Origin of the sequence: Deinococcus peraridilitoris DSM 19664, assembly GCF_000317835.1 — a bacterium.
GTDB classification, from domain to species: Bacteria; Deinococcota; Deinococci; order Deinococcales; family Deinococcaceae; genus Deinococcus_A; species Deinococcus_A peraridilitoris.
Map to the genome: position 1 here is coordinate 2223124 of NC_019793.1, position 21481 is coordinate 2244604.

Genomic DNA, 21481 nt, shown 5'->3' on the forward strand with positions numbered 1-21481 from the left:
CGCTGGGCCGTCAGGCGGGCGTTTCCAGGGCTGCCTGGGCACTTACGACCTGATTGCGGCCCTGCCGTTTGGCCTGGTAGAGCGCGCGGTCGGCGCTCGCGAAAAGGGCCTGGTGGTCCTGGCCGTCTGCCGAAAAGGCGGAGACGCCGATGGAGACGGTGACGCAGCCAAGCGAGACGCCCTTGTGCTGCACGCTTTGGGCACTGATCAGGCGCCGGAACCCTTCGGCGCGCTGCAGGGCCTCGTGGTGGGGCGTGTCGAGCAGCGCCACCACGAATTCCTCGCCGCCGAAACGGCACACGATGTCCTCGCTGCGGAAAAATTCGCGCATGCACTGCGCGACCGCGCTCAGCATGGCGTCGCCGCCGTCGTGCCCGAAGGTGTCGTTGAAGGCTTTGAAATGATCGATGTCAAGGGCCAGCAGGCTGAGCGGTGAGCGCTGGCGTGTCGCACGCTGCAGTTCGCGCGTCAGGGATTCTTCGAGGTAGCGGCGGTTGTGCAGGCCCGTGAGGGGATCGCGCACGCTCTGGTGGCGCAGGGTGTCACGCAGCTGCAGATTGGCGATGGCCAGCGCGACCTGCCTGGCGATCTGCGTGGCAAAGGCGCGCGTGGGCGCAGTCGTCGGGTAATCCGCTTCCTTGTCCTGAGCGTTCAGGCGCAAGGTGCCCAGCGCTTCGCCGTGCGCGACGAGGGGCAGGCACACGTAGACACCCTGCCGATCCTCGCCTTGCTGCGGACAGGCCGTGTGCATGGGATTTTCCAGGGTGTAGGCCTGTCCGCGCCGCAGAGCCCAGCAGGCACCAGGCGAAGCGACGGTTTCCTGGGTGCGCCACTCGCCTGTTCCCCACTGCGCCTTGACCTCGGTGACGTTGCGCGACGCGGCGATGACGCTCAGGGCGCCGCTCCAGCCTGGAAACAGCGTGGGCAGGGCCTGCTGCAGCGCCTCATAGCCTTCCTGCACGGTATAGCAGGCCTGCAGGGTGTCGCTCAGCGCGGCGAGCTGCGCGCCTTCGAAGTGAGCGCGCCGAATGTCGGCATTCTTGTCCTGCAGCACCTCGTTGCGCTGCTGCAGCTGCGCGTGGCTGGCCTGCAGGGCGTCAGCCATGCCGTTGAAGTTCATGGCCAGCGTCTGCGCTTCGTGCAGGCTGGCCTGTGGGGCACGGACCTGCAGGTCTCCGGCGGAAAAGCAACTGGTCACCTCGGTGAGCTGGCCGAAAATACGCGAAAGTTGCCGGGCAAGCCAGTAGCCGATCAGGACCGAAGTGGCCACCAGAGCCAGCAGGCTGAGGATGATCAGGTGATGTACCCACCGCGTCACGGCAGCGGCCCGTTGCTGCTGAGCGCTCAGCTCGGCGTCGAGATCGCTCTGCAGCGAGGAGATGATCTGCCGGAACTCGTCGACCAGCCGCCTGCCGTGCTGGGTCTTGACGAGCTCGACGGCTTGATCGAAATTGTCTTCCCGAACCGCGCGGATCTCTGGCACGGCCACTTCGCGCTCCCAGCGCTGCAGCACGGTGCGTGCCTGCATGACGCGTGCTTGGCGCGCCTGGACGGCCTCGGGCGGAAGCTGGGCGGCGATCAGGCGTTCCAGGGTCGCAAACTCCGCGTCCAGGCGCGCCTGCGCCGCATGGTAGGGTTCGAGGAATACGTCCTGACGTGCCAGCAGATATCCGCGCACGCCGGTCTCGAGGTCGACGACGCTCTTCAGGATGACCTTGAGCTGTTTGCTCTCGCCCTGCAACCGCGCCGTGGTGCGGGCATGCCCGGTCTGGCGCTCGATTCCCAGATAAAGCAGCGCCGCGATGACGGCCACGAACAGCCACAGAATGGCCAGTGTGCGCAGGATATAAGCAGCGAGGGTCATGGGGTGGCTCAGCGGTCCTTTCACGTCACCAGGGACGCTTCATCTTATCTTTAATTTAGTCACACAATACTTACAGCCGAGGAGAATCTACAGCTGTTTTATGCTATTTACATAATCACTTTGTAATGTTACTCTGATTTCAAGCATGAGGACATTCATTGAAAGAGGAATCATCCCGCCGTGTCGTCCTTGACCGCCGAACAGGTGATGGCGCTTGCTCCCGACACCAGTTCTGCCAAGGCGGCCGGTGCGCTGAGCGTTCCTGCCCGGTGGTCCGGTTTGGGCGGCAACTCGCGAGCAGCCTGGGGCGAATGTCAGGGAAGCGGCAAAACGCCTTACCAGACCCAGGTCGACCTGAGCGACCTCACCGCACGCTGTTCGTGTCCCAGCCGGAAGTTTCCCTGCAAGCACGCGCTCGGCCTGCTGCTGCTGCGCAGCCACGATTCCTCAGCCTTTCAGGACGCGACCCCGCCCGCCTGGGTGGTCGAGTGGCTCGAGAGCCGCGCCAGCCGTCAACAGGCCCGGGCCGAAAAAACTGCCCGGCAGGACGGCGACCCGAGCGCCAAAGCCAGGCGTCAGGAAGCCCGTGACGAGAAGATTCGCGCGGGCCTGGAAGAACTCGGCCTGTGGCTGCGCGACCTGGTGCGCAGTGGGTTCGTGTCCCTGGGAACCCAGCCTTACCGCTTCTGGGAACTGATGGCCGCCCGCCTCGTCGACGCCCAGGCGCCGGGTGCCGCACGCCTGGTGCGCGAACTGGCCACCGTTCCCGCCAGCGGCGAGGGTTGGCCCGAACGTCTGCTGGAGCGCCTCGGACGCCTGCACCTGCTGGTGGAAGGCTACCGCCGTCTGGAGACCTTACCCCCTGACCTGCAATGCGAACTGCGCTCTGCGCTCGGCTGGAACCCTGACGCGGCCAGCGTGCTGAGCGGCCCGGCGCACTCCGGGCCCTGGGCGGTGGTGGGACAGATCAGTGAGCAAGAAGAGCGCCTCACGGTGCGCCGCACCTGGCTGAGCGGTCCCCAGGGACAGGAGGCCCTGATCCTCGATTTCGCGCACGCCAGTACGCCGCTTGCGCCCGCTCTGCCGGTGGGCACCGTGCAGGACGCCGAACTTTGCTTTTACCCCGCCACCCTGCCTCTGCGCGCCCTGGTCAGGCAGCAGGGAAGCCAGCGTCCGTGGCGCGGCCCACCGGGCCACCCGGATATCCCGAGCGCCCTGCGCCGCTTTGCCGGGGCGCTGGCCCGTAACCCCTGGCTGGAACGCTTTCCGCTCACGCTCCAGCGTGTCCACGTGTGGCCGCCGGGGGGGCGCACAGCGGTCTGGCAGGTGCAGGACGAATCCGGTCACTCCCTGTCCTTGCCTGCCAGTTTTCAGGGCGGCTGGTCGTTGCTGGCCTTCAGCGGCGGCGAAAGCGTCAGTTTGTGCGGCGAATGGGACGGTCAGACCCTCTCTCCCCTCGCGGTCGGCAACGCGCAGGGCTGGCACGCCCTGACCACACTGGGCTTCAGCGTGGACCTGCCCCAGGAAACCGAGGCCGCCGGGGTGAGCGCATGAGCGCCTGGACCGAGCTCGTCACCGCCGCGCTGATCGGGACAGAGCGGCAGGCGAAGATTCCCGAGGCGGGCTTGCTGAAGTTGCAGGCACTGGACCCCGAATCAAAAGTGCTGGGACAGGCCGCCGCGCTGGGCCTGCAGCGCCGCGCGGGCGGGCAGGTCGAGACGACCGCGCGCACCCCCCTGCCTTCCAGCCCGCCCGAGGAGCGGCCCGCCGTGGACGAACACGCTGCCCGGCGTCTGGGACAAATCCTCGTCGCGCACCCCACCCTGCTCCCCGAGTGGCTGCTGCTGGCCGCCCGCACGGGTCGCCGCGCGCCGCACGGTGCACTGCCTGCCTTGCTGGACGCCGGACGGCAGAGCCGTGCCCTGCGCCCGCTCGTTTTGCCCCTGCTGGGAGGGCGCGGCGCCTGGCTGGCGCAGCACAACCGGGACTGGAGCTGGGCACTGGGCGCGGAAGACGAAGGTGAAACAGCGGAGATCTGGCAGACGGCCGGACGGGAAGCGCGCGCGCTTGCGCTGCGCCGTGAGCGCGAGCGCGATCCACGTGCCGCCCTGGCACTGCTGAGCTCCACCTGGGCCAGCGAACCCCCCGACGACCGCGCCGCCTTCATGGCCGCCCTGAGCGTCAATCTCAGCCAGGCCGACGAGGACTTCCTGGAAGCCGCCCTCGACGACCGGCGCCGCGAAGTGCGCGCCCAGGCTGCCGACCTGCTGGCCCAGTTGCCGCAAAGCCGCCTGGCCCGGCGCATGCACTCGCGCCTCGCGCCCCTGCTGCAACTGGAGCGCGGTCACCTGCTCAAACGCAGTGTACTTCGTGTGGAATTGCCCGGTGAGTGCGACAAAAGCATGGTCCGCGACGGTCTCAACCCCAAATTCAGCGGCGGCACGGGCGTGGGTGAGCGCGCGTGGTGGCTGCAGCAACTCGTCGGCCGCACGCACCCCGACTTCTGGACGCACCGCTGGGACCTGACCGAGGCGCGCATCGTGGAACTCGCGCGCGCGAGCGAGTGGGCCGGTCCCCTGCTGAACGGTTTTGCCGAAAGCGCGGCACGCTGCGCTCACGCCCGGTGGGCGGACGCGCTGCTGCAGGAACGTGACACCTTCGACGAGCAGTACCGCCTGCTTGTCGCCGCCCTGCCCGAGGAGCGCCGGGAAGCCCTGGCCTTGCGACAGCTGCGCTACACCGGAAAGCACCTGCCCCCAGGCGTGGCGTTGATCCTGCACGCCAGCACGCACCCCTGGAGTGCCGAACTCACCCGCGCCCTGCTCGCCCGGCTGCGCGCCCTGATGCATCAGGCACCTGACAGCGCCCGCTGGCCCTGGCAGGGTCTGCTCACCCACGCGGCGCTGCATGCCCCACCCGAACTCGCGGATGAAATTCAGGCCGCGTGGCCGACCCAGGCTCCGCACTGGGAGGCCTACCAACACCTTGCCGAACAGTTCACCGCCACCCTGCACCTGCGCCACACCATACACAAGGAGCTTTCCTCATGACTGCGATCCCCATTCTTCGTCAGCACGCCGAGCACGAATACGCCCACGAACTGCGCGCCCTCGCGCAGTTCGACGACCGGCAGCGTCCGCCCAACTGGCAGCTCAGTCCCTGGGCCGTCGTGACGTACCTGATGGGCGCCACGCTGGAGGACGGTACCGACATCACCCCGAAGTACGTGGGGGAGCGCCGTCTGATAGAAATTGCCGTCGCGACCCTGGCCACCGACCGGGCGCTGCTGCTGCTGGGTGTCCCCGGTACGGCCAAGAGCTGGGTCAGCGAGCATCTCGCCGCCGCCATCAGTGGTGACAGCACCCTGCTGGTGCAGGGCACGGCCGGCACGAGCGAGGAAGCCATTCGTTACGGCTGGAATTACGCCCGCCTGCTCGCCGAAGGGCCCAGCCGGGCCGCCCTGGTTGAAAGTCCCATCGTGCGCGCCATGCAGACGGGCAAGCTCGCCCGTCTGGAAGAGCTTACCCGGGTTCCCAGCGACGTGCAGGACAGCCTCATCACGGTCCTTTCCGAAAAGACCCTGCCGATTCCGGAACTCAACGACGAGGTGCAGGCCGTGCGCGGTTTCAACCTGATCGCCACGGCCAACAACCGCGACCGTGGCGTCAACGAACTCTCCAGCGCCCTCAAGCGGCGCTTCAACACCGTTATTCTGCCCGTTCCGGACAGCCTGGAAGACGAGGTGAGCATTGTGACGCGCCGGGTGGAAAGCCTGGGGCGCTCACTGGAACTTCCGGCTGTTCCGCCCGCCATCGAAGAAGTGCGGCGCGTCGTGACCGTGTTTCGCGAGTTGCGCTCCGGCCTGACCGGAGACGGAAAAACCAAACTCAAGACCACCACCGGCACCCTCAGCACCGCCGAGGCGATCAGCGTGGTGAGCCACGGCCTGGCGCTCAGCGCGCACTTCGGCGACGGGCAGCTGCGCGCGCACGACGTGGCCGCGAGCCTGGTGGGGGCCGTCATCAAGGACCCCGTGCAAGACCGCGTGGCCTGGCAGGAATACCTGGAGACAGTGGTCAAGGAGCGCGACGGCTGGAAGGACTTTTACCGCGCCTGCCGCACGGTGTCGTGAGGTGAGCACGGCGCACATCTTTGGAATCCGTCACCACGGACCCGGTTCGGCGCGCAGCCTGCGCCGGGCCCTGGAGGAATTGCAGCCCGACCTGGTGCTGGTCGAGGGGCCACCTGACGCCGACGCGCTGCTGCCCCTGCTGGCCCATGAGGAAATGCAGTTGCCCGCCGCACTGCTCATTTACGCGGCCGACGAACCTGGACGCGCGGTCTACTACCCGTTTGCGGACTTCTCGCCGGAAACGGTGGCGATCCGGCACGCCTTGTCACGCGCGCTGCCCGTGTGGTTCATGGACCTGCCGGTCTCGCACAGCCTGGCGTGGGAAGCGCGGATCCAGGCGGATCTGCAGGTCGTCGGGCGTGAAGCGGGCGAGGCGCCACGCGAGGTAAGCGGGAACACCCCACAGCAGGACGCGACCGACCTGCCCCTGCCGGACTCCACGCGCCTGCTTATCCGGCGTGATCCCCTCTCCGCACTCGCCGAAGCGGCTGGATTCACGGACGGCGAACGCTGGTGGGAATTTCTGGTGGAGTCGCGCGGCGGCAACGACTCCAGCGTCTTCGAGGCCATCACCGAAGCCATGAAGGCCCTACGCGAAGAGGTGGAGGCGCCGGGTCCTGAAGGGGCAGCCTTTTCCTGGGAAACCCACCTCGAAGAATGCCGTGAAGCGCACATGCGCCAGACCCTGCGTGCGGCCCAAAAGGAAGGCTTCTCGCGCATCGCGGTGGTCTGCGGCGCCTGGCACGCCCCAGCCCTGCAAGGCGGACAGGCCAGCACGGACGCCAGACTTTTGAAGACCTTGCCGAAAATCAAGGTGCGCGCCACCTGGGTGCCCTGGACCCACGGCCGCCTCGCGCGTGAAAGCGGGTACGGCGCGGGCGTGGACTCTCCCGGCTGGTATCAGCACCTCTTTGGCACCGAAGGTGACGTGCTCGCGCCCTGGATGACGCGCACCGCGCGTCTGCTGCGCGAGGAAGGACTCGACGCGTCTTCTGCGAGCGTGATCGAGGCCGTGCGCCTGGCCGGGACCCTGGCGACGCTGCGCGGTCAGGCGCTGCCGGGGCTGCAGGACGTGACCGAAGCGGCGCGCGCGGTGTTCTGCTGGGACAGCGATCTGCCCATGCGGCTCATCCACGAGCGCCTGGTCGTCGGGGAGACCTTGGGGCGCGTGCCCCAGGACACCCCGGCCGTGCCTTTGGCGCAGCACCTCGCCGCCGAACAGAAACGCCTGCGCCTCAAGCCCGAAGCGCTCGCGCGTGACCTCGACCTCGATCTGCGCAAGGACACCGACCTGGAGCGCAGCGCGCTGCTGCACCGCCTGCACCTGCTGGGCGTGGCCTGGGGTGAGGAGCGCCGCGTTTCGGGCGCGAGGGGTACCTTCCGGGAAGCCTGGCGTCTGCAGTGGCACCCCGAGTTTGCCCTGCGGCTGATCGAAGCGAGTCTGTGGGGACAGACGGTTGGTGAAGCGGCGGAAGCCTGCGCGGCCGAACGCGCCCGGCACGAAGAAAAGCTGCCGAAGCTCACGGCCCTGCTCGATCAGGTGATCCTCGCGGCCCTGCCAGGGGCGGCGCGCCTCGTGCTGCGCCAGCTTTCGGGCGAGGCGGCGAACGCCAGTGACGTGACGCACCTCATGCAGGCTTTGCCCCCTCTGGCACGCGTGATGCGCTACGGAGACGTGCGTGGCACCGACAGCGCGCAGGCGGGTGAAGTCTTTCGGACGCTGCTGGTGCGGGCCTGCATCGGGTTGCCGCCCGCCTGCGCGTCGCTCGACGACGACGCGGCAGGAGAGATGCGCACGCACCTCGGCGAGGTGCACGCAGCCGTCACCCTGCTGCAGCACGAAGAGCACACCGCCTCCTGGACGGACGCGCTGCACTCGCTGGCGACCTTGTCCGGCGGGCACGGCCTGATTCACGGTCGGGCGACGCGGCTGCTGCTCGATCTGGGCGAGTTGAATCCCGCAGACGTCGAAGTGCGCCTGAAGCAGGCCCTTGCTGGCGTGAATCCGCCTTCGCGGGTGGCCGCGTGGCTCGAAGGCTTTCTGGAGGGCAGCGGTCTGGTGCTGGTGCACGACGCGCGGCTGCTCGGCCTGATCGACGACTGGCTGGTGGGGCTGTCCGGCGACGCCTTTCAGGAAGTGCTGCCCTTGCTGCGCCGCACCTTCACGCGCTTTCCCGCGCCCGAACGGCGTACGTTGGGTGAACGGATCCGCTCGGGTGAGGTGCGCGCCCTGCACACCCGGGCGGAAGAACTCGATGCAGAACGTGCGGCACTGGTGCTGCCAGTGGTGGCGCAGCTGCTCGGTCTGGAGGTCATGGCATGACTCAGAACACAGCGGCAGAAATCGAACGGCTGCGCCGCTGGCGCCTCGTGCTGGGCGGAGGAGACGCCGACGGTATCGGCGGTGAGGGCCCTTCCGGGGACCTGCTGTCGCAGATCGACCTGGGCATGGACGGGGCGCTCGAGGCCCTGTACGGCGAGCGCGGCAGACGCGGAGGTCTGGGCGGCAGCGCGCCCAGCGTCGCGCGCTGGCTGGGCGACATCCGCAGCTACTTTCCCTCCAGCGTGGTGCGGGTGATGCAGCAGGACGCGCTGGAACGGCTCAATCTGCACGCGATGCTGCTGGAACCCGAGTTGCTGGAGTCCTTCGAGCCCGACCTCAAGCTCGCCACGACCCTGATGGCCCTCAAGGGCGTGATGCCCGATCACGTCAAGGACACCGCGCGGGTGGTGGTGCGGCGTGTGGTGGCCGATCTGGAGGCGCGCCTCTCAGAGCCGATGCGGCAGGCCGTCACGGGCAGCCTCAACCGCGCTTCGCGCAACAGTCGCCCCCGACATCAGGAAATCGATTGGGGACGCACCATTCGCGCCAACCTGAAGCACTACCAGCCCCAGCACCGCACGGTCATTCCCGAGCGGCGCCTGGGGTACGGCCGGGGGCGCCGCTCGCTGCGCGACGTGGTGCTGTGCCTCGACCAGAGCGGCAGCATGGCGAGCTCGATCGTGTACGCCGGGGTATTCGGCGCGGTGATGGCGAGCCTCAGCGCGGTCAGTACCCGCCTGGTGGCCTTCGATACCAGCGTCGTGGACCTCAGCGAGAACCTCGAGGACCCGGTGGACGTGCTGTTCGGCATCCAGCTGGGGGGAGGCACCGACATCAACCGCGCGGTCGCGTACTGCGAGGCGCACATCACGCGGCCCGAAGACACCGTGCTGGTGCTGGTGAGTGACCTGATCGAAGGGGGAGACCAGGGCCGTCTGTTGCGGCGGGTGGGCAACCTCGTCTCTTCGGGGGTGCAGGTCATTTCGCTGCTGGCCCTGAGCGACGAGGGCGCGCCGATGTACGACCACGAAATGGCCGCGGCCTTTGCCGCGCTCGGTGCGCCGGCCTTCGCCTGCACGCCCGACCTCTTTCCGGAGCTGATGGCCGCGGCCCTGCAAAAGCAGGACGTGGGCCAGTGGGCCGCGGCGCACGATCTTGTCACGACGCGCAAATCCAGGTAAAGCCGGGAGGTGACGTGTGGAGGCGTCACCTCGGGCCGCAAGGATCGGGCAGAACGCTGGTTGCGCTGTCAGTCCATTTCCAGCGGATAGGAATGCGCGCGCACCGCGAGCAGGAACAGGATCAAATAGAACATCAGCACCAGGGAGAAGACCAGGGCGCCGGGAATGAAATCGAGGCTCGCCATCGACACGAACAGCCTGAAGCTGTCCTCGGGCTGCCCGGTCGTTCCCAACTCCAGCTTGAAGAGCCACGCGGCCAGCACGCCCAGAAAAATCCACTGGTAGTTATGACGCAGTCTCCAGCCGATGGCCTGCAGGCGGTCAGGCCGGACGTGCGGGCGTTGCAGCTCCCGCACGAAGTACGACTGCCATTCGCTGCTGACTTCCTGACCGAGCATGCTGGGGTAGAAGTTGCGCTCCAGAATGCGGACCCGCAAATGCGCGATCTCGAAGTCGCGAAAGTGACGCGCCTCGACGTGCAAAAAGAAGTAGTTGGCGAGCATCGCGGCCAGCAGCGCCGCGTGCGGGCCTTCCGGGGTAAAGGCGAAGCCCAGCAGACCGGCCGTGATGCCCACGGCCCAGTTGGTGGTGGTATCCAGCCGCACACGGTACATGGTCATACGGCCCACCTCGGCCCGGTAGAGGTGAATCAGGCTGTTGGCCGTATTGCCCGACAGCGGGGCCTGAACGCTGCTGGCGGGTGAGGTGCTGGGCCTAGGGACGCTCACGGTGTGTCCTGATCTTGGACTTTCGCGCTTCTCAGGTCAAGGCCAAAAAAGGCGGGGAGTTTACCCGCGGATGGACCCCCCGTGGACGCTGCCGCACTTACGCCTGCACGCTTTTCTGCCCGGCGCGCTGCTGCCAGGCGGGCGGTTTGGGCGCGTAGCGCGACAGGATCGAGGCGTTGTCGTAGGCGAGATAAGCTTCGGCCCAGCCGAAGGTCTGGTTCACCACCCGCATGGCCTCGTGGCTGCCGATGCCCTTGTCGAGCTGGTACACCACGAAGTGCTCGCCGGACACGAACTTGAAGAAGGTCGGCAGGCTGCCCGCGTGCTCGTCGAGGTAACTCTGAAAGTCGCCCAGGTCGTCCGGGCTGGCCACGTCGAGGTCGATGTCGACGTACATGACCTTGGGCACGTCCGCGAGCGCCTCTACGGTCACCAGTTCCTCGGCGATACAGCGCAGACCGCCGTCCTCGCTTTCGATCTCCACGATCACGAGGCAGGGCGTGTCGTTGATCAGCTTTTCCTGCATGCGCTCGTACCCGCGCGAAAAGGTCACCAGTTCGATGGTCGCGGACTCGTCGGCCAGGTTGAAGCGCGCCATCATGCCCCCCGACTTGGTGGGCTTCTTCACGACGTTTTCCACCATGCCCGCCAGCACGGCCTTCACCCGGCCCTTGGCGCCCTGCGACTGAAACCAGGTCTCCAGGTCCGCGATGCGGCAGGTGGCGGCTTCGCGCAGCCCTTCATGCTGCTCCAGCGGGTGCCCGCTGATGTAGAGGCCCAGGGCTTCTTTTTCCAGCGAGAGCTTCTCGAGTTCGCTGAGCGGTTCGACGCCGGGTTTCAGTTTCGGCTCCGGCGCCACCTCGGCCGCGCCGAAGAGCGAGTCCATGCCAGAGTTCATGACCTTCGCCGCACCCTGCGCCCAGCTCACCGCCTCGTCGAGGCACTCGAGAAGCTGCTTTCTTTCTCCGAAGGCGTCGAAGGCGCCCGCTTTCACGAGAGATTCCAGGCCACGCCGGTTGCAGGTCTTGCTGTCGACCCGCTTGCAGAAATCCGCAAGCGAGGTGTACTTCCCGCCGCGCTCGCGCTCTTCGAGAATCTTCAGTACGGCGTTTTCCCCGAGGCCCTTGATGGCGAAGAGCCCGAAGTAGATTTCCTCGCCCTCGACCTTGAAGTCGGCGCCCGAGCGGTTGATGTCGGGGGGCAGCACCGAGACGCCCATCTTGCGGGCGTCCGAGGCGTACTCGGCCACCTTGTCCGAATCGCGCCGCTCCACCGTGAGCAGGGCGGCCATGAACTCCACCGGGTGGTTGGCCTTGAGCCACGCCGTCTGGTAGGTGATGACGCCGTAGGCGGCCGAGTGACTCTTGTTGAAGCCGTAGTTCGCAAAGGCCTCGAGCAGATCGAACAGCCGGTTGGCTTCATCGGCCGGAATCCCGTTGTCCTTGCTGCCGGTGATGAAGAGCTGGCGCTGGCGCTTCATTTCCTCGGCGTCTTTCTTGCCCATGGCGCGCCGCAGCAGGTCGGCGCCCCCCAGGGAGTACCCGGCCACTTCCGAGGCGATCTGCATGATCTGCTCCTGGTAGACGGGAATGCCGTAGGTTTCCTTGAGGATCTTCTCCAGCCACTGCTGGCTGTTTGGGAAGCCGTCCTTGACGTAATCGACGTCCTCGACCCCGTGGTGACGGCGCACGTAGGTGGGAATGTTCTCCATCGGGCCGGGGCGGTAGAGGGCCGAGAGCGCGATGATGTCGGCCAGACGCCTTGGCTTGAGGCGTCGTGAGGCGTCGGCGATGCCCGCGCCTTCCAGCTGGAAGACGCCCTTGGTGTCCCCGCGCGACAGCAGCTCGAAGGTCGCCTCGTCGTCGAGGGGAATCTCGTCGAAGTTGACGCTGAGGCCCTTGGACTCTTTCAGGATGCGGTGGGCTTCTTCCAGAAAGGACAGCGTGCGCAGGCCCAGGAAGTCCATCTTGATCAGGCCGATGTCCTCGACGGCCTTCATGTCGAACTGACAGACCACACCCTCACCGCTGGTGTCGCGCATCAGGGGCACGAGGTCGGTGAGCTGGGTCTTGCCGATCACCACCCCGGCCGCGTGCACGCTGGCGTGGCGCGTGAGCCCTTCGAGCTTCTGGGCGAAGTTGTAGGCTTCCTCGAGCTCCTTGTTGGCCCTCAGCATCTCCTGGATGTCCGGGACACTTTCGCGCGCTTCCTCGAGGGAGTAGCTTTTGCCGAATTTGATGGGAATCAGCTTGCTGACCTTGTCCACGTCGCCGTAGGGAAGGCTCATGACGCGCGCGACGTCCTTGAGGCAGGCTTTGGACGCCATCGTTCCGAAGGTGGCGATCTGCGCGACCTTGTCGTCGCCGTACTTGCGGCGCACGTACTGAATGACCTCTTCCCGGCGGGCGTCGCTGAAGTCGATGTCGAAGTCCGGCATCGAGACACGGTCGGGGTTCAGAAAGCGCTCGAAGAGCAGCCCGTACTCCAGCGGATCGAGGTTGGTGATGCGAATGGCGTACGCGACGAGGCTGCCGGCACCCGAGCCACGGCCCGGTCCCACACTGATGCCCTGGTCCTTGGCCCAGTTGATGTAGTCGGCGACGATCAGGAAGTAATCCGGAAAGCCCATGTTGTTGATGACCGACAGTTCGTACTCGGCGCGGCGCATCAGGACCAGGGCATGCCGGTAGGTGGCCTCGTCGAGCGCCTCGCCGTGCCCGGACGCGCCTCGATCCATGCCGTCGAGCACGGAACCTGCCTCTGTATCGGACGCTTCGCGCTCGGCCTCGAGCTCTTCGAGCGCGGGGTATTTGGTGTACTTCTCGTCGCAGGCCTTGCCGAGTTCCTCCCACACGCTGCCCATGAAGGCCAGCGCGGTGTAGAGGGTTTCGGGGTCGGCGGTGTTCGCGTCGAAGTTCGGCAATCGCGCGCGCAGCCTTGCGCCGTGCGCGGCGAAGTCGATGGCGGCAAACTTCTCGGCGCTGCATTTCTCGCCGTCGATCTTGGGGGCGTAGATCGCGTCGTAATACGCGCGCAGGGCCGGGGCGTCCTGCACCTTCTGCCAGGACCGCGCGGCGTAGCGCCGCAGGAAGCTTTCGGTCAGGTGCCGGGCGTAGCGTTTTACGCTGCCGCGGTAGGTCTGGACGCGCAGTTCCTCGGACATTGTGCGGCCCTCGGGAATCGGCAGGGCGGGCATCTGGTAGACCCGTTTCTTGCCGACCGGCAGGTCCACGTTGCACAGGCTGGCGATATGGGCGGTGTTGTCGAAGGGTTCCTCGCCCCAGACCTCGACGGGCATGGAGGTCTGCATCTCCTCCAGGCTCTTGACGTAGAACTCGTCGCAGGGAAACTTGAAGCGCTTCTCGTCGGCCATGGTGGCCTTGGTCTGGATGGCGAGCAGCGTTTCGTGCGCCAGGGCGTCGTCTTTCTTGACATAGTGCCCGTCGTTGGTGGCCGCCATGCCGATGCCCAGTTCGCGCGCCCACTCGCGCAGCACGTCCATGACCTTCTTGTCTTCGGGCAGACCGTGGTCCTGCACCTCGATGAAGTAGTTGTCCTTGAACACGCTCTGGTACCACAGCAGCCTCGCCCTGGCGTCTTCCAGGCGGTCTTGCAAGATGAACTGCGGCACCTCGGCCCCCAGGCAGCCCGAGAGGGCGATCACGCCCTTGCTGTACTCCTTGAGCAGTTCGCGGTCAATGCGCGGCTTGTAGTAATACCCCTCCAGATACCCGGCCGAGGTCAGGCGGCAGAGGTTCTGGTAGCCTTCGAAGTCGCGCGCGAGCAGGGTGAGGTGAAAGGTGCCCTTCTCGCCGCTTTCGCCGGGCTTGCGGTCAAAGCGTGACCCGGCCGCGACGTAGGCTTCGTAGCCCAGAATGGGCTTGACGCCCATCTGGAGGGCGTAGTTGTAAAAGTGCACCGAGCCGTGCATGTTGCCGTGGTCGGTGATGGCGCAGGCCGGATCGTTCGGGGTGACCTGCTTGACCCACTTCAAGAGGTCCTTGAGCTTCGCCGCGCCGTCGAGCAGGGAATACTGGGTGTGCTGGTGCAGGTGCGCGAACTTGCGGATTCGGGGCGCGTCCGCAGGCGAGCCGTTGTGTGCGCAGCAGCTCCCGTCGGGGGTGTGGATATGGTGGTCGAGGCGCCCCTCGTCCTTGGAGGGTGGAGCCGTTGGGTCGGGGGCGGCGGTCATGTCTTCATTCTACGTTGAGGGCAGAACGCCTGGGTGATGAAGCATCCACGGGTGCGCTTCGCGCGCCGGAACTGATACGTTACAGATAACGTGTCATCACAGCAAAACTGCTTCCCGACCGAAAGGATTCACATGCAATACCGCACCCTTGGCAAGACCGGTTATGAAATCTCGACTATCAGCTTCGGCGCCTGGGCCATCGGCGGCACCTGGGGCGAGGTGAATGACCAGGACAGCATGGCCGCGCTGCACCGCGCCCTTGACCTCGGCGTGAACTTCTTCGACACTGCCGACGTGTACGGGGACGGGCACAGTGAGCGCCTGATCGCCCGCCTGCGCCGTGAGCGCCCCGAGCCCTTTTACGTGGCCACCAAGGCCGGGCGGCGCCTCAGCCCGCACACGGCGGGCGGCTACAACCGGGAGAATCTGCGCGGCTTCATCGAGCGCAGCCTGAAAAACCTGGACGTCGAGGCCATCGACCTGCTGCAGCTGCACTGCCCGCCGCCCGAGGTGTACGAGCAGCAGGAAGTCTACGCGGTCCTCGACGACTTCGTCCGTGAAGGCCTGCTGCGCGCTTACGGCGTGAGCGTCGAGTCGGTCGCGGAAGCCCTGAGCGCCACGACCCACCCGAACGTTGCGACCGTGCAGATCATCTTCAATGCTTTTCGCTTCAAGCCTGCCGAGGAATTCTTCGCCGCGGCCCGTGAGCGCGAGGTCGGCATCATCGCGCGCGTGCCCCTGGCGAGCGGCCTGCTGACCGGCAAACTCAGCCGTGACAGCACCTTCGCGCAAGACGACCACCGCGCCTTCAACCGTCACGGCGAGGCCTTCGACAAGGGCGAGACCTTTTCCGGCGTCGATTACGAAACCGGCCTGGAGGCCGTAGAACGCCTGCGTCCGCTGCTGCCGCAGGGCGTGACCCTGGCGCAGTTCGCGCTGCGCTGGATTCTGATGTTTCCTGAGGTCAGCTGCGCCATTCCCGGCGCACGCAATCCGCAGCAGGTGCAGGCGAACGTGGCGGCGTCCGACCTTGCGCCCCTGAGCGACGAGCAGATGGCAGAGGTAAAGCGCGTCTACGACGAACTGATCCGTCCCGAGGTTCACGCGATGTGGTAAGGCGCCGAGAGGAAGCCCTGGCGGGCAATCGGCCAGGACTGCCTCTCAGGTGTTCAGCGGAATTTCTTCCCGCTTGCGCCGGGTGAAGGAAGCGAGCGACTGGTATCCCGCCTGGCGCAGCAGCTTCACGGCACGCCCGAAATCGGCGGCCACGTCCTTTGGCCGGTGGGCGTCGCTGCCCAGGCAGACGGGAATGCCGCGCTGAGCTGCGAGCTGCAGAATCTCGAAGGTCGGAAAGCAGTCTCCAACGGGCTTGCGCCAGCCGCTGGTGTTCAGCTCGATGCTGACCTGGCAGTCGGCGATGGCGTCCAGGGTGCGCAGCAGCGTGGGCGTACGCCATTCGCGCGGCAGGTGTCCCTTGGTCTTCAGACAGTCCAGGTGCCCCAGGATGTCGAAGAGACCGCACGCCGCGGCTTCCCCGGTGAGCGTCAGGTAACGCTCCCACACGTCTTCACGCGTGGCCTGTGGGGGCAGCTTCGCTGAAAAGATGCTCCAGCCGTCCACGAAGTGCACGCTGCCGATCACGTAATCAAAGTCGTGAGGTGCGAGCAGTTCCCGGTAAGCCTCCACGAAACCGGACACGTAATCGGCCTCGACCCCGGCCTTTACGGGCATGATTCCGGCGAACTCGCGCTGCAGGTCGTGCATCTCCTGTACGTATTCGGGAAACATCGAGCGCGGCATGGCCGTGTTGGGCAGCGGCCAGTCGCCTGGCAGGTGCAGAATGGGCGCGTGGTCACTCAGGCCCACGGCCCGCAGACCCTTTTTGTGCGCGGCCTCGATCATGTCGCGCAGTTCTCCTGCGGCGTGGCCGCAGCGGCGGTGATGGGTGTGGTAGTCCTCGAGCAGCCCGGACGTGGTCGGCATGCCCGAGCCTGACACAGGGCCGGGCCGTACAAGGTCTGCCGTTTCACCGGATCCACCTGAGAGCCGTGCCCGACGTGAAGCTTCGTTGAGCGGGTCGTCCACACAGTGGCAATTCTCATGAAAGAAAATTCCTCTTGCCAAAAATGCCCAAAAGTTCGCTACCGTAAAAAACGTGAGCGAATCCCTAGTAATTGGTGAATGGCGTTCGACCGTGAACCCCTTTTTGCAAGACGCCCTGACACGTCTGGAAACCCACGGCTGCACCTTCGGTTGGGCTGAGATCAGCGACGATGAAGAGTCGTCTTCCAGCGACGAGCCTTCTTTCATCGTATGGCGTGCAGGCCAGCCCTTTGCCGGCTGGAGCTCGGGTGACCTGCAGACGCGCGTGCACCGTGCCGTGCGCCTGGCGGAGGCCCGCCTCGGGCTGCTGGTCGAAGCTACAGTTTGACCGCATCCGGTCCCACGTTCCCCACCGGGTTCTGCCACGAACCCGGCATTTTTCATGCCTTCTGGTGTCGCAGGCCCTGAACGGCTGAAAAGTGTCTCCGCTATCGTGCACAGCATGACACAACTGCTGTTTCGAGAAGACGCCTACGCGACATCGTTCGTGGCCCGGGTAGAGGCCGTGCAAGGCGCACAGGTCCGCCTTGACCGCACACTGTTTTATGCGGAAGCGGGCGGGCAGGCGGCCGATCAGGGCGTATTGCGCTGGGCGGGCGCCGAGGCGCAGGTCACCGACGTGCAGAAGGCTGCAGCCGAGGAGGACCATCACGGCGTCTGGCACACGCTGCAGGGCCCCCTGCCACCCATCGGTGCGACCGTTCAGGGCGAGCTGGACTGGCGTCGGCGTTACCGGCACATGCAGCGACACACCGGCGAGCATTTGCTCGCGCAAGCCTTTTTGCGGGTCAACCCGGCGTTTCGGGTCGTGGCGGTCGGCATGCGCTCGGCACAATGTACGCTCGACCTGGAAGGTCTGCCGGGCGAAGCAGATGCCCGCGCCGCTGAAAACGTGCTCGCCGAAATCATCCGGCGCAATCTGAAAATCAAGACTTTCGACGTGGCTCAGGAGGAACTTCCCGCCTTTCCGCTGCGCCGTCCGCCTCAGGTGAACGGCCGGGTGCGGCTGGTGGGCGTGCGTGACCACGCAGGCTGGTGGGAAATGAGCGCCTGCGGAGGGACTCACCTCCGGTCCACGGCCTTCGCCGCTCCTGTGGTGGTGCTGCACCATGAACGCATCAAGGGCGGCCTGACCCGCATGACCTTCATGGCCGGAGAAGAAGCAGGTGAGTTTCTCGGAGAACACTACCGCAGCGCCCGCGAAGCGGCGCAATTGCTCAGCGTTTCGCCCGAACGGTTGATCGAGCGTGTGCAGGCTACCCTGGACGAGGCAGCCCGCCTGCGTGGCGAGCTCGACCGCACGCGCAGCGAGCTCGCCACAACGTACGTACGGTCGGCCAAGGCTGACCCGATCGGGGACGGCGAACTGCGCGTCGTGCAGGTTGACCACGACGCCCTGGTTACACCGGCACTGCGGGCCCTGCTCGCCTGCCCACAGACGCTGGGCGTGGTCATCGCGCCGGATGGGCGTTGTGGAGTGACCAGCACCCTGACGGACCGGCACGCCGGAAAACTGCTCGGTGCGTGGCTGACGCAGGCCGGTGGCCGGGGCGGCGGAAAGACCGAGCTGGCCCAGGGACAGGCGCAGGATGGCGCGGCGTTCGAAGCGGCCGTCAGACAGTGGCGCGAGCAGTCCTGAAGTGGCACCAAAAAGAGCGCGCCCCGCACAAGAGGCGCGCTTGGACCGGCAGTGCTTAGAGCGTTTGTCCATTTCATTGATGGAGGAAAGCACTCCATCAACTCCATTCCCAACCGCCTGGTCAAGGTCACTCGCTCCGCTCGGTCACAGACATTGATCAAAAACCTATCAATGTCTGTGACAACCGCTTTAGAGGTTGCCCTTGAGGTTGCTGGCGATCTTGAAACGGACTTTCTTGCCGGCGGGAATGGTGATGCGCTCGCTGGTGCCGGGGCGCACGCCCTGACGCTCGGCGGTGCTGGTCACGCTGAAAGTGCCCAGGCCGGGCAGACCGACGCTCTTGCCACCCTTGAGGGCGTCCACGACGATGTCACCAAAAGCGTCGAACACTTCGGCAGCCTGCTTTTTGGAGAGGCCGGCCTTGTCGGCGATGGCTTCCACGATGTGGGTCTTGCCGAGCTTGGTGCTTTCGGCTTTCGCCGGAGCGGCGGGGGCAGCGGCGGCTTTGGGGGCGGCCTTGCTGGTCTTGGCTTTGCTGCTCTTCGTCATGTTTCAACTCCCTTTCCTCAACCCGGTGGTCTGTAGACACGGTGGTTTCGGCTTCTCCACGACCTTAACGGGCCGCGCGGCTGTCGTCAAGAGTCTCTCATGCAGGAGAATGCGCGCCAAGCGCTGCTCCAGAGGATTGCTGTACTGAAAAATGCGTGCTGGACGCATATACTTGTAAAACAGACCGAAAGGCCGTTTGGGAGGGCAAAGGGCTCGCTCAAGGCCATTCTCAGCTTCGCAGGCTCTCATAAACAAAAAAGCACGATCCCCGCACGAAGCAGGGATCGATGTTCTGGCGGAGAGGGAGGGATTTGAACCCTCGGTACCTTTTGAGTACGCAGTCTTAGCAGGACTGTGGTTTAAGCCGCTCACCCACCTCTCCAGGTGTTCCCGTGGCCGGGATGTCACAGTCGGTACTGTGCGGTGCTTGGTCGCGTGGTGTTGCTGACGTCTTTGGCGGAGGGTGAGGGATTCGAACCCCCGGTAGGTCACCCTACTGCAGTTTTCAAGACTGCTGCCTTCAACCGCTCGGCCAACCCCCCGTTCACTGTTTCCCGAGGCGGCCCAGACTGGAAATCCGCGATTCGGCAAGGCGTGAGGCAAGTGACGACCGGCCACCAGCGCGCCACGAAGTATAGCCTTCACCCCCCACCTTGTCAATCAAAAGAAGCTCTACCAACAGACCGGGGCGCTTCATCAAAACCAGCCCAGGACCGTAATCGATGCACCCAGCAAGGTCAGAACCAGACCGCGCTTGCGTCGGCGGGCCACGAGTCGCGCCCCGGTCAGCAGCACACCGACTCCCAGCAGGCGCCACAGCGCACCGAGGGTCTGTACGGCCGGATCCTGGCGCAACGCCGCACGCCCCAGCAGATACCCGTTCACAGCCTCTTCAAACGGCCGCAGGGGGAGGGGAGATTTGATGGGCGCGCTCAGCGGAAGGTCAGCTGCCAGGACGGCGGTACGGTAGCGGTTCTCACGCACGGCACCGGAACGCGGGGCCAGTTCGAGCCCGGCGCGGCGCAGTTCCTCGGGGGTTCCCTGTGTCACCCAGGGCTGCAGCGCCAGAAAGCCTGCGCGCGGCTCGGTCATCACGTACGAGCGCAGCTGCGGCGCCTGCGACGCTTTGGCGACAATGGCACTCTGTCCGTCGAAGGCCACGTCGAACAAATTTCCCACGACCATCGGATTGACCGCGTACCGGATATTGCGCGCCCGCTGCACCGCTGCCCAGGCGCTGTCCAGCCATGCTTCGGGCTGGTTCCGTCCGGTTGGAGGCTCCTGCTCCATCCCGGTCCAGGGCCCGGCGTTCGCGTCGGGTTGCAGCAGCACGCTCGCTCCCTGCGCGTCCAGGTGCGTGATGACGTCCTCCCGAAAGGCGTCGAGGCTGGTCGCAATGCCCAGCTCGCCCGCCGGCGTCGCAAAGACCCGGAGATCTGCGAGCTTTCCAGGCGACAGGTCCAGACCGCTCGGACCTTCGCCCGTGGTGAGGTGTACCTTGTCCGCCAGGCCGATCAGTTCACCCTCCGGGCTGATCAGTACCGCCTGGTTGTAGACCTGGCTGCCCTGAACCACCAGTCGTGAACCCTGCAGCACAAAATGTGGCAGCGGTGCCGTGCCCGCCAGCAGGTAAACACCGTACTCGCGCGCGAGGTCACGGCTCACGCTGAGGTAGTCGGCGGCAAGACGCGGGGCCAGCACCAGCTGCAGGGCGCGCGGCAGGCTTACACGCTGGCGCATGGCGCAGTACAGCGTGGCGGGCCCGTGCTTGATGATGGTCAGTCCCAGCGCGAGATCCAGGGTTGGTGCGCGCTGCGCCATGCGCGCTCCCCGCAGCAGCAGCGGCAACCCGTTGAGTTCGGTGAGCACCACCAGATTGGGCCGATCCGGAGCCAGATGCGGACGGGAATGCTCCAGTTGCGCCCGCATCCAGACACGAAAGCTTTCCCGGGAACGAAAATCACGGACTCGCCACTGCGGCTGCACGGCGATGGCACGCACCACACGTGAGGGAGCCAATCGGCCTATGCCCGGATTGATCGACGAAGAAGGCGTGCGCATGGTGCGAGCAGCATAAAACGCCTTGTCGAAAAGAGATGCGCCATCTTTAAATACATCAGGCCCGCTGCAGTGCAGCGGGCCTCGACGTTCCGGTTTCTTGCCGGGATGAGACGGTGCGGTAGGCGAATTAGCGAACGACGCGCTGGCCGCGGCGGATGCCGAGCTTGTCGGTCAGCGCAATGTACGCCTCGTAGTTCTCGCGCTCCAGGTACTTCAGCAGACGGCGGCGCTGGCCGTTGAGCAGCTGCAGACCACGCTGGCCGTGCTTGTCCTTTTTGTTGGTGGCCAGGTGACGGCTCAGGTTGTTGATCCGTTCGGTCAGCAGGGCCACCTGCACGGTGGTGCTGCCGGTGTCGCCTGCGCTCGTGGCGTACTGCTGGATGGTTTCGGCTTTCTGTTCGGCGTTCGGCACGTTGAACCTCTACTTTTGAAAAGTCCCGACGAGGTGAGCTTCGCGAATACGCACCCACCAAGCGGCACGGCAGTGTATCACGTTCAGCGCGAGTTGACAAAAAACCGGCAGGGTCCTATCCTTTTACTCGCACCTTGCTGGGGTGGCGGAATTGGTAGACGCACTAGCTTGAGGTGCTAGCGCCGCGAGGCGTGTGGGTTCAAGTCCCATCTCCAGCACCAGAAAGGCTCCCGAAAGGGAGCCTTGTTCTGTTCGTCCTGCGTTTATGCTCTTCGGAAGAAGGGTAGAGCAAAATGC

At 65.8% G+C, this 21481-nt stretch carries 15 protein-coding genes and 3 tRNA genes; 9 read left to right on the forward strand and 9 right to left on the reverse strand.

Going from position 1 to position 21481, the window contains the following annotated elements:
- Window positions 1–10: 10 nt before the first annotated feature.
- Entirely contained in the window at window positions 11–1864 is a 1854-nt protein-coding gene (locus DEIPE_RS22265; RefSeq protein ID WP_015236023.1) for a diguanylate cyclase, read from the reverse strand.
- A 180-nt stretch (window positions 1865–2044) separates the two neighbouring features.
- Here DEIPE_RS22265 and DEIPE_RS10900 point away from each other — a divergent pair, with 180 nt between their 5' ends.
- From DEIPE_RS10900 to DEIPE_RS10920, 5 genes are read left to right on the forward strand one after another with little or no spacing between them, the layout of a single operon-like run.
- A complete protein-coding gene (locus tag DEIPE_RS10900) occupies window positions 2045–3418 on the forward strand; it encodes an SWIM zinc finger family protein (RefSeq protein WP_015236024.1) in 1374 nt (457 codons plus the stop codon).
- The gene (locus DEIPE_RS22270) at window positions 3415–4914 is read left to right on the forward strand and encodes a DUF5691 domain-containing protein (RefSeq protein WP_015236025.1); all 1500 of its coding nucleotides are present in this window, start codon (window positions 3415–3417) and stop codon (window positions 4912–4914) included. The genes DEIPE_RS10900 and DEIPE_RS22270 overlap by 4 nt, the downstream gene beginning before the upstream one ends.
- On the forward strand, window positions 4911–5996 hold the full coding sequence (locus tag DEIPE_RS10910) for an ATP-binding protein (protein WP_015236026.1): 1086 nt from the start codon (window positions 4911–4913) through the stop codon (window positions 5994–5996). Before DEIPE_RS22270 ends, DEIPE_RS10910 begins: the two co-directional genes overlap by 4 nt.
- Before the next feature lies 1 nt (window position 5997).
- Window positions 5998–8319, forward strand: coding sequence for a DUF5682 family protein (locus DEIPE_RS10915; RefSeq protein WP_015236027.1), 2322 nt, complete (start codon window positions 5998–6000; stop codon window positions 8317–8319).
- Window positions 8316–9500 carry a vWA domain-containing protein gene (locus DEIPE_RS10920; RefSeq protein ID WP_015236028.1) on the forward strand — a complete coding sequence of 395 codons (1185 nt, stop codon included), beginning with the start codon at window positions 8316–8318 and terminating at the stop codon, window positions 9498–9500. Before DEIPE_RS10915 ends, DEIPE_RS10920 begins: the two co-directional genes overlap by 4 nt.
- A 68-nt stretch (window positions 9501–9568) precedes the next feature.
- Here DEIPE_RS10920 and DEIPE_RS10925 read toward each other — a convergent pair whose 3' ends face one another.
- Both DEIPE_RS10925 and dnaE read right to left on the reverse strand, forming a co-directional pair.
- Window positions 9569–10228, reverse strand: coding sequence for a DUF2270 domain-containing protein (locus tag DEIPE_RS10925; protein WP_015236029.1), 660 nt, complete (start codon window positions 10226–10228; stop codon window positions 9569–9571).
- Window positions 10229–10325: 97 nt separating this feature from the next.
- Entirely contained in the window at window positions 10326–14420 is a 4095-nt protein-coding gene (gene dnaE, locus DEIPE_RS10930; protein ID WP_015236030.1) for a DNA polymerase III subunit alpha, read from the reverse strand.
- 132 nt (window positions 14421–14552) lie between these two features.
- Here dnaE and DEIPE_RS10935 point away from each other — a divergent pair, with 132 nt between their 5' ends.
- Window positions 14553–15536: an aldo/keto reductase gene (locus tag DEIPE_RS10935; RefSeq protein ID WP_015236031.1), complete on the forward strand. Its 984-nt coding sequence runs from the start codon at window positions 14553–14555 to the stop codon at window positions 15534–15536.
- Window positions 15537–15581: 45 nt separating this feature from the next.
- Here DEIPE_RS10935 and DEIPE_RS10940 read toward each other — a convergent pair whose 3' ends face one another.
- Window positions 15582–16403 (reverse strand): histidinol-phosphatase HisJ family protein, encoded by an 822-nt coding sequence (locus DEIPE_RS10940; RefSeq protein ID WP_015236032.1) that lies wholly within the window; start codon window positions 16401–16403, stop codon window positions 15582–15584.
- 172 nt (window positions 16404–16575) lie between these two features.
- Between DEIPE_RS10940 and DEIPE_RS10945 the strand changes: the two genes are divergently transcribed.
- Both DEIPE_RS10945 and DEIPE_RS10950 read left to right on the forward strand, forming a co-directional pair.
- Window positions 16576–16851 (forward strand): hypothetical protein, encoded by a 276-nt coding sequence (locus tag DEIPE_RS10945; protein ID WP_015236033.1) that lies wholly within the window; start codon window positions 16576–16578, stop codon window positions 16849–16851.
- 114 nt (window positions 16852–16965) lie between these two features.
- Window positions 16966–18162, forward strand: a complete 1197-nt coding sequence (locus tag DEIPE_RS10950; protein ID WP_041230846.1) for an alanyl-tRNA editing protein — start codon at window positions 16966–16968, stop codon at window positions 18160–18162.
- Window positions 18163–18351: 189 nt separating this feature from the next.
- Here DEIPE_RS10950 and DEIPE_RS10955 read toward each other — a convergent pair whose 3' ends face one another.
- The 5 genes from DEIPE_RS10955 to rpsO all read right to left on the reverse strand — a co-directional run bounded on the left by DEIPE_RS10955 (window position 18352) and on the right by rpsO (window position 21184).
- Window positions 18352–18711 carry an HU family DNA-binding protein gene (locus tag DEIPE_RS10955; RefSeq protein WP_015236035.1) on the reverse strand — a complete coding sequence of 120 codons (360 nt, stop codon included), beginning with the start codon at window positions 18709–18711 and terminating at the stop codon, window positions 18352–18354.
- A gap of 293 nt (window positions 18712–19004) precedes the next feature.
- Window positions 19005–19093 (reverse strand) — tRNA-Ser (locus tag DEIPE_RS10960).
- Between the two features lie 72 nt (window positions 19094–19165).
- Window positions 19166–19253 (reverse strand) — tRNA-Ser (locus DEIPE_RS10965).
- 154 nt (window positions 19254–19407) lie between these two features.
- Window positions 19408–20772 (reverse strand): nitrilase-related carbon-nitrogen hydrolase, encoded by a 1365-nt coding sequence (locus DEIPE_RS10970; protein ID WP_015236037.1) that lies wholly within the window; start codon window positions 20770–20772, stop codon window positions 19408–19410.
- Between the two features lie 127 nt (window positions 20773–20899).
- Window positions 20900–21184, reverse strand: coding sequence for a 30S ribosomal protein S15 (rpsO, locus tag DEIPE_RS10975; RefSeq protein WP_015236038.1), 285 nt, complete (start codon window positions 21182–21184; stop codon window positions 20900–20902).
- Between the two features lie 136 nt (window positions 21185–21320).
- Here rpsO and DEIPE_RS10980 point away from each other — a divergent pair.
- Window positions 21321–21405 (forward strand) — tRNA-Leu (locus DEIPE_RS10980).
- The last annotated feature ends 76 nt before the right edge of the window (window positions 21406–21481 follow it).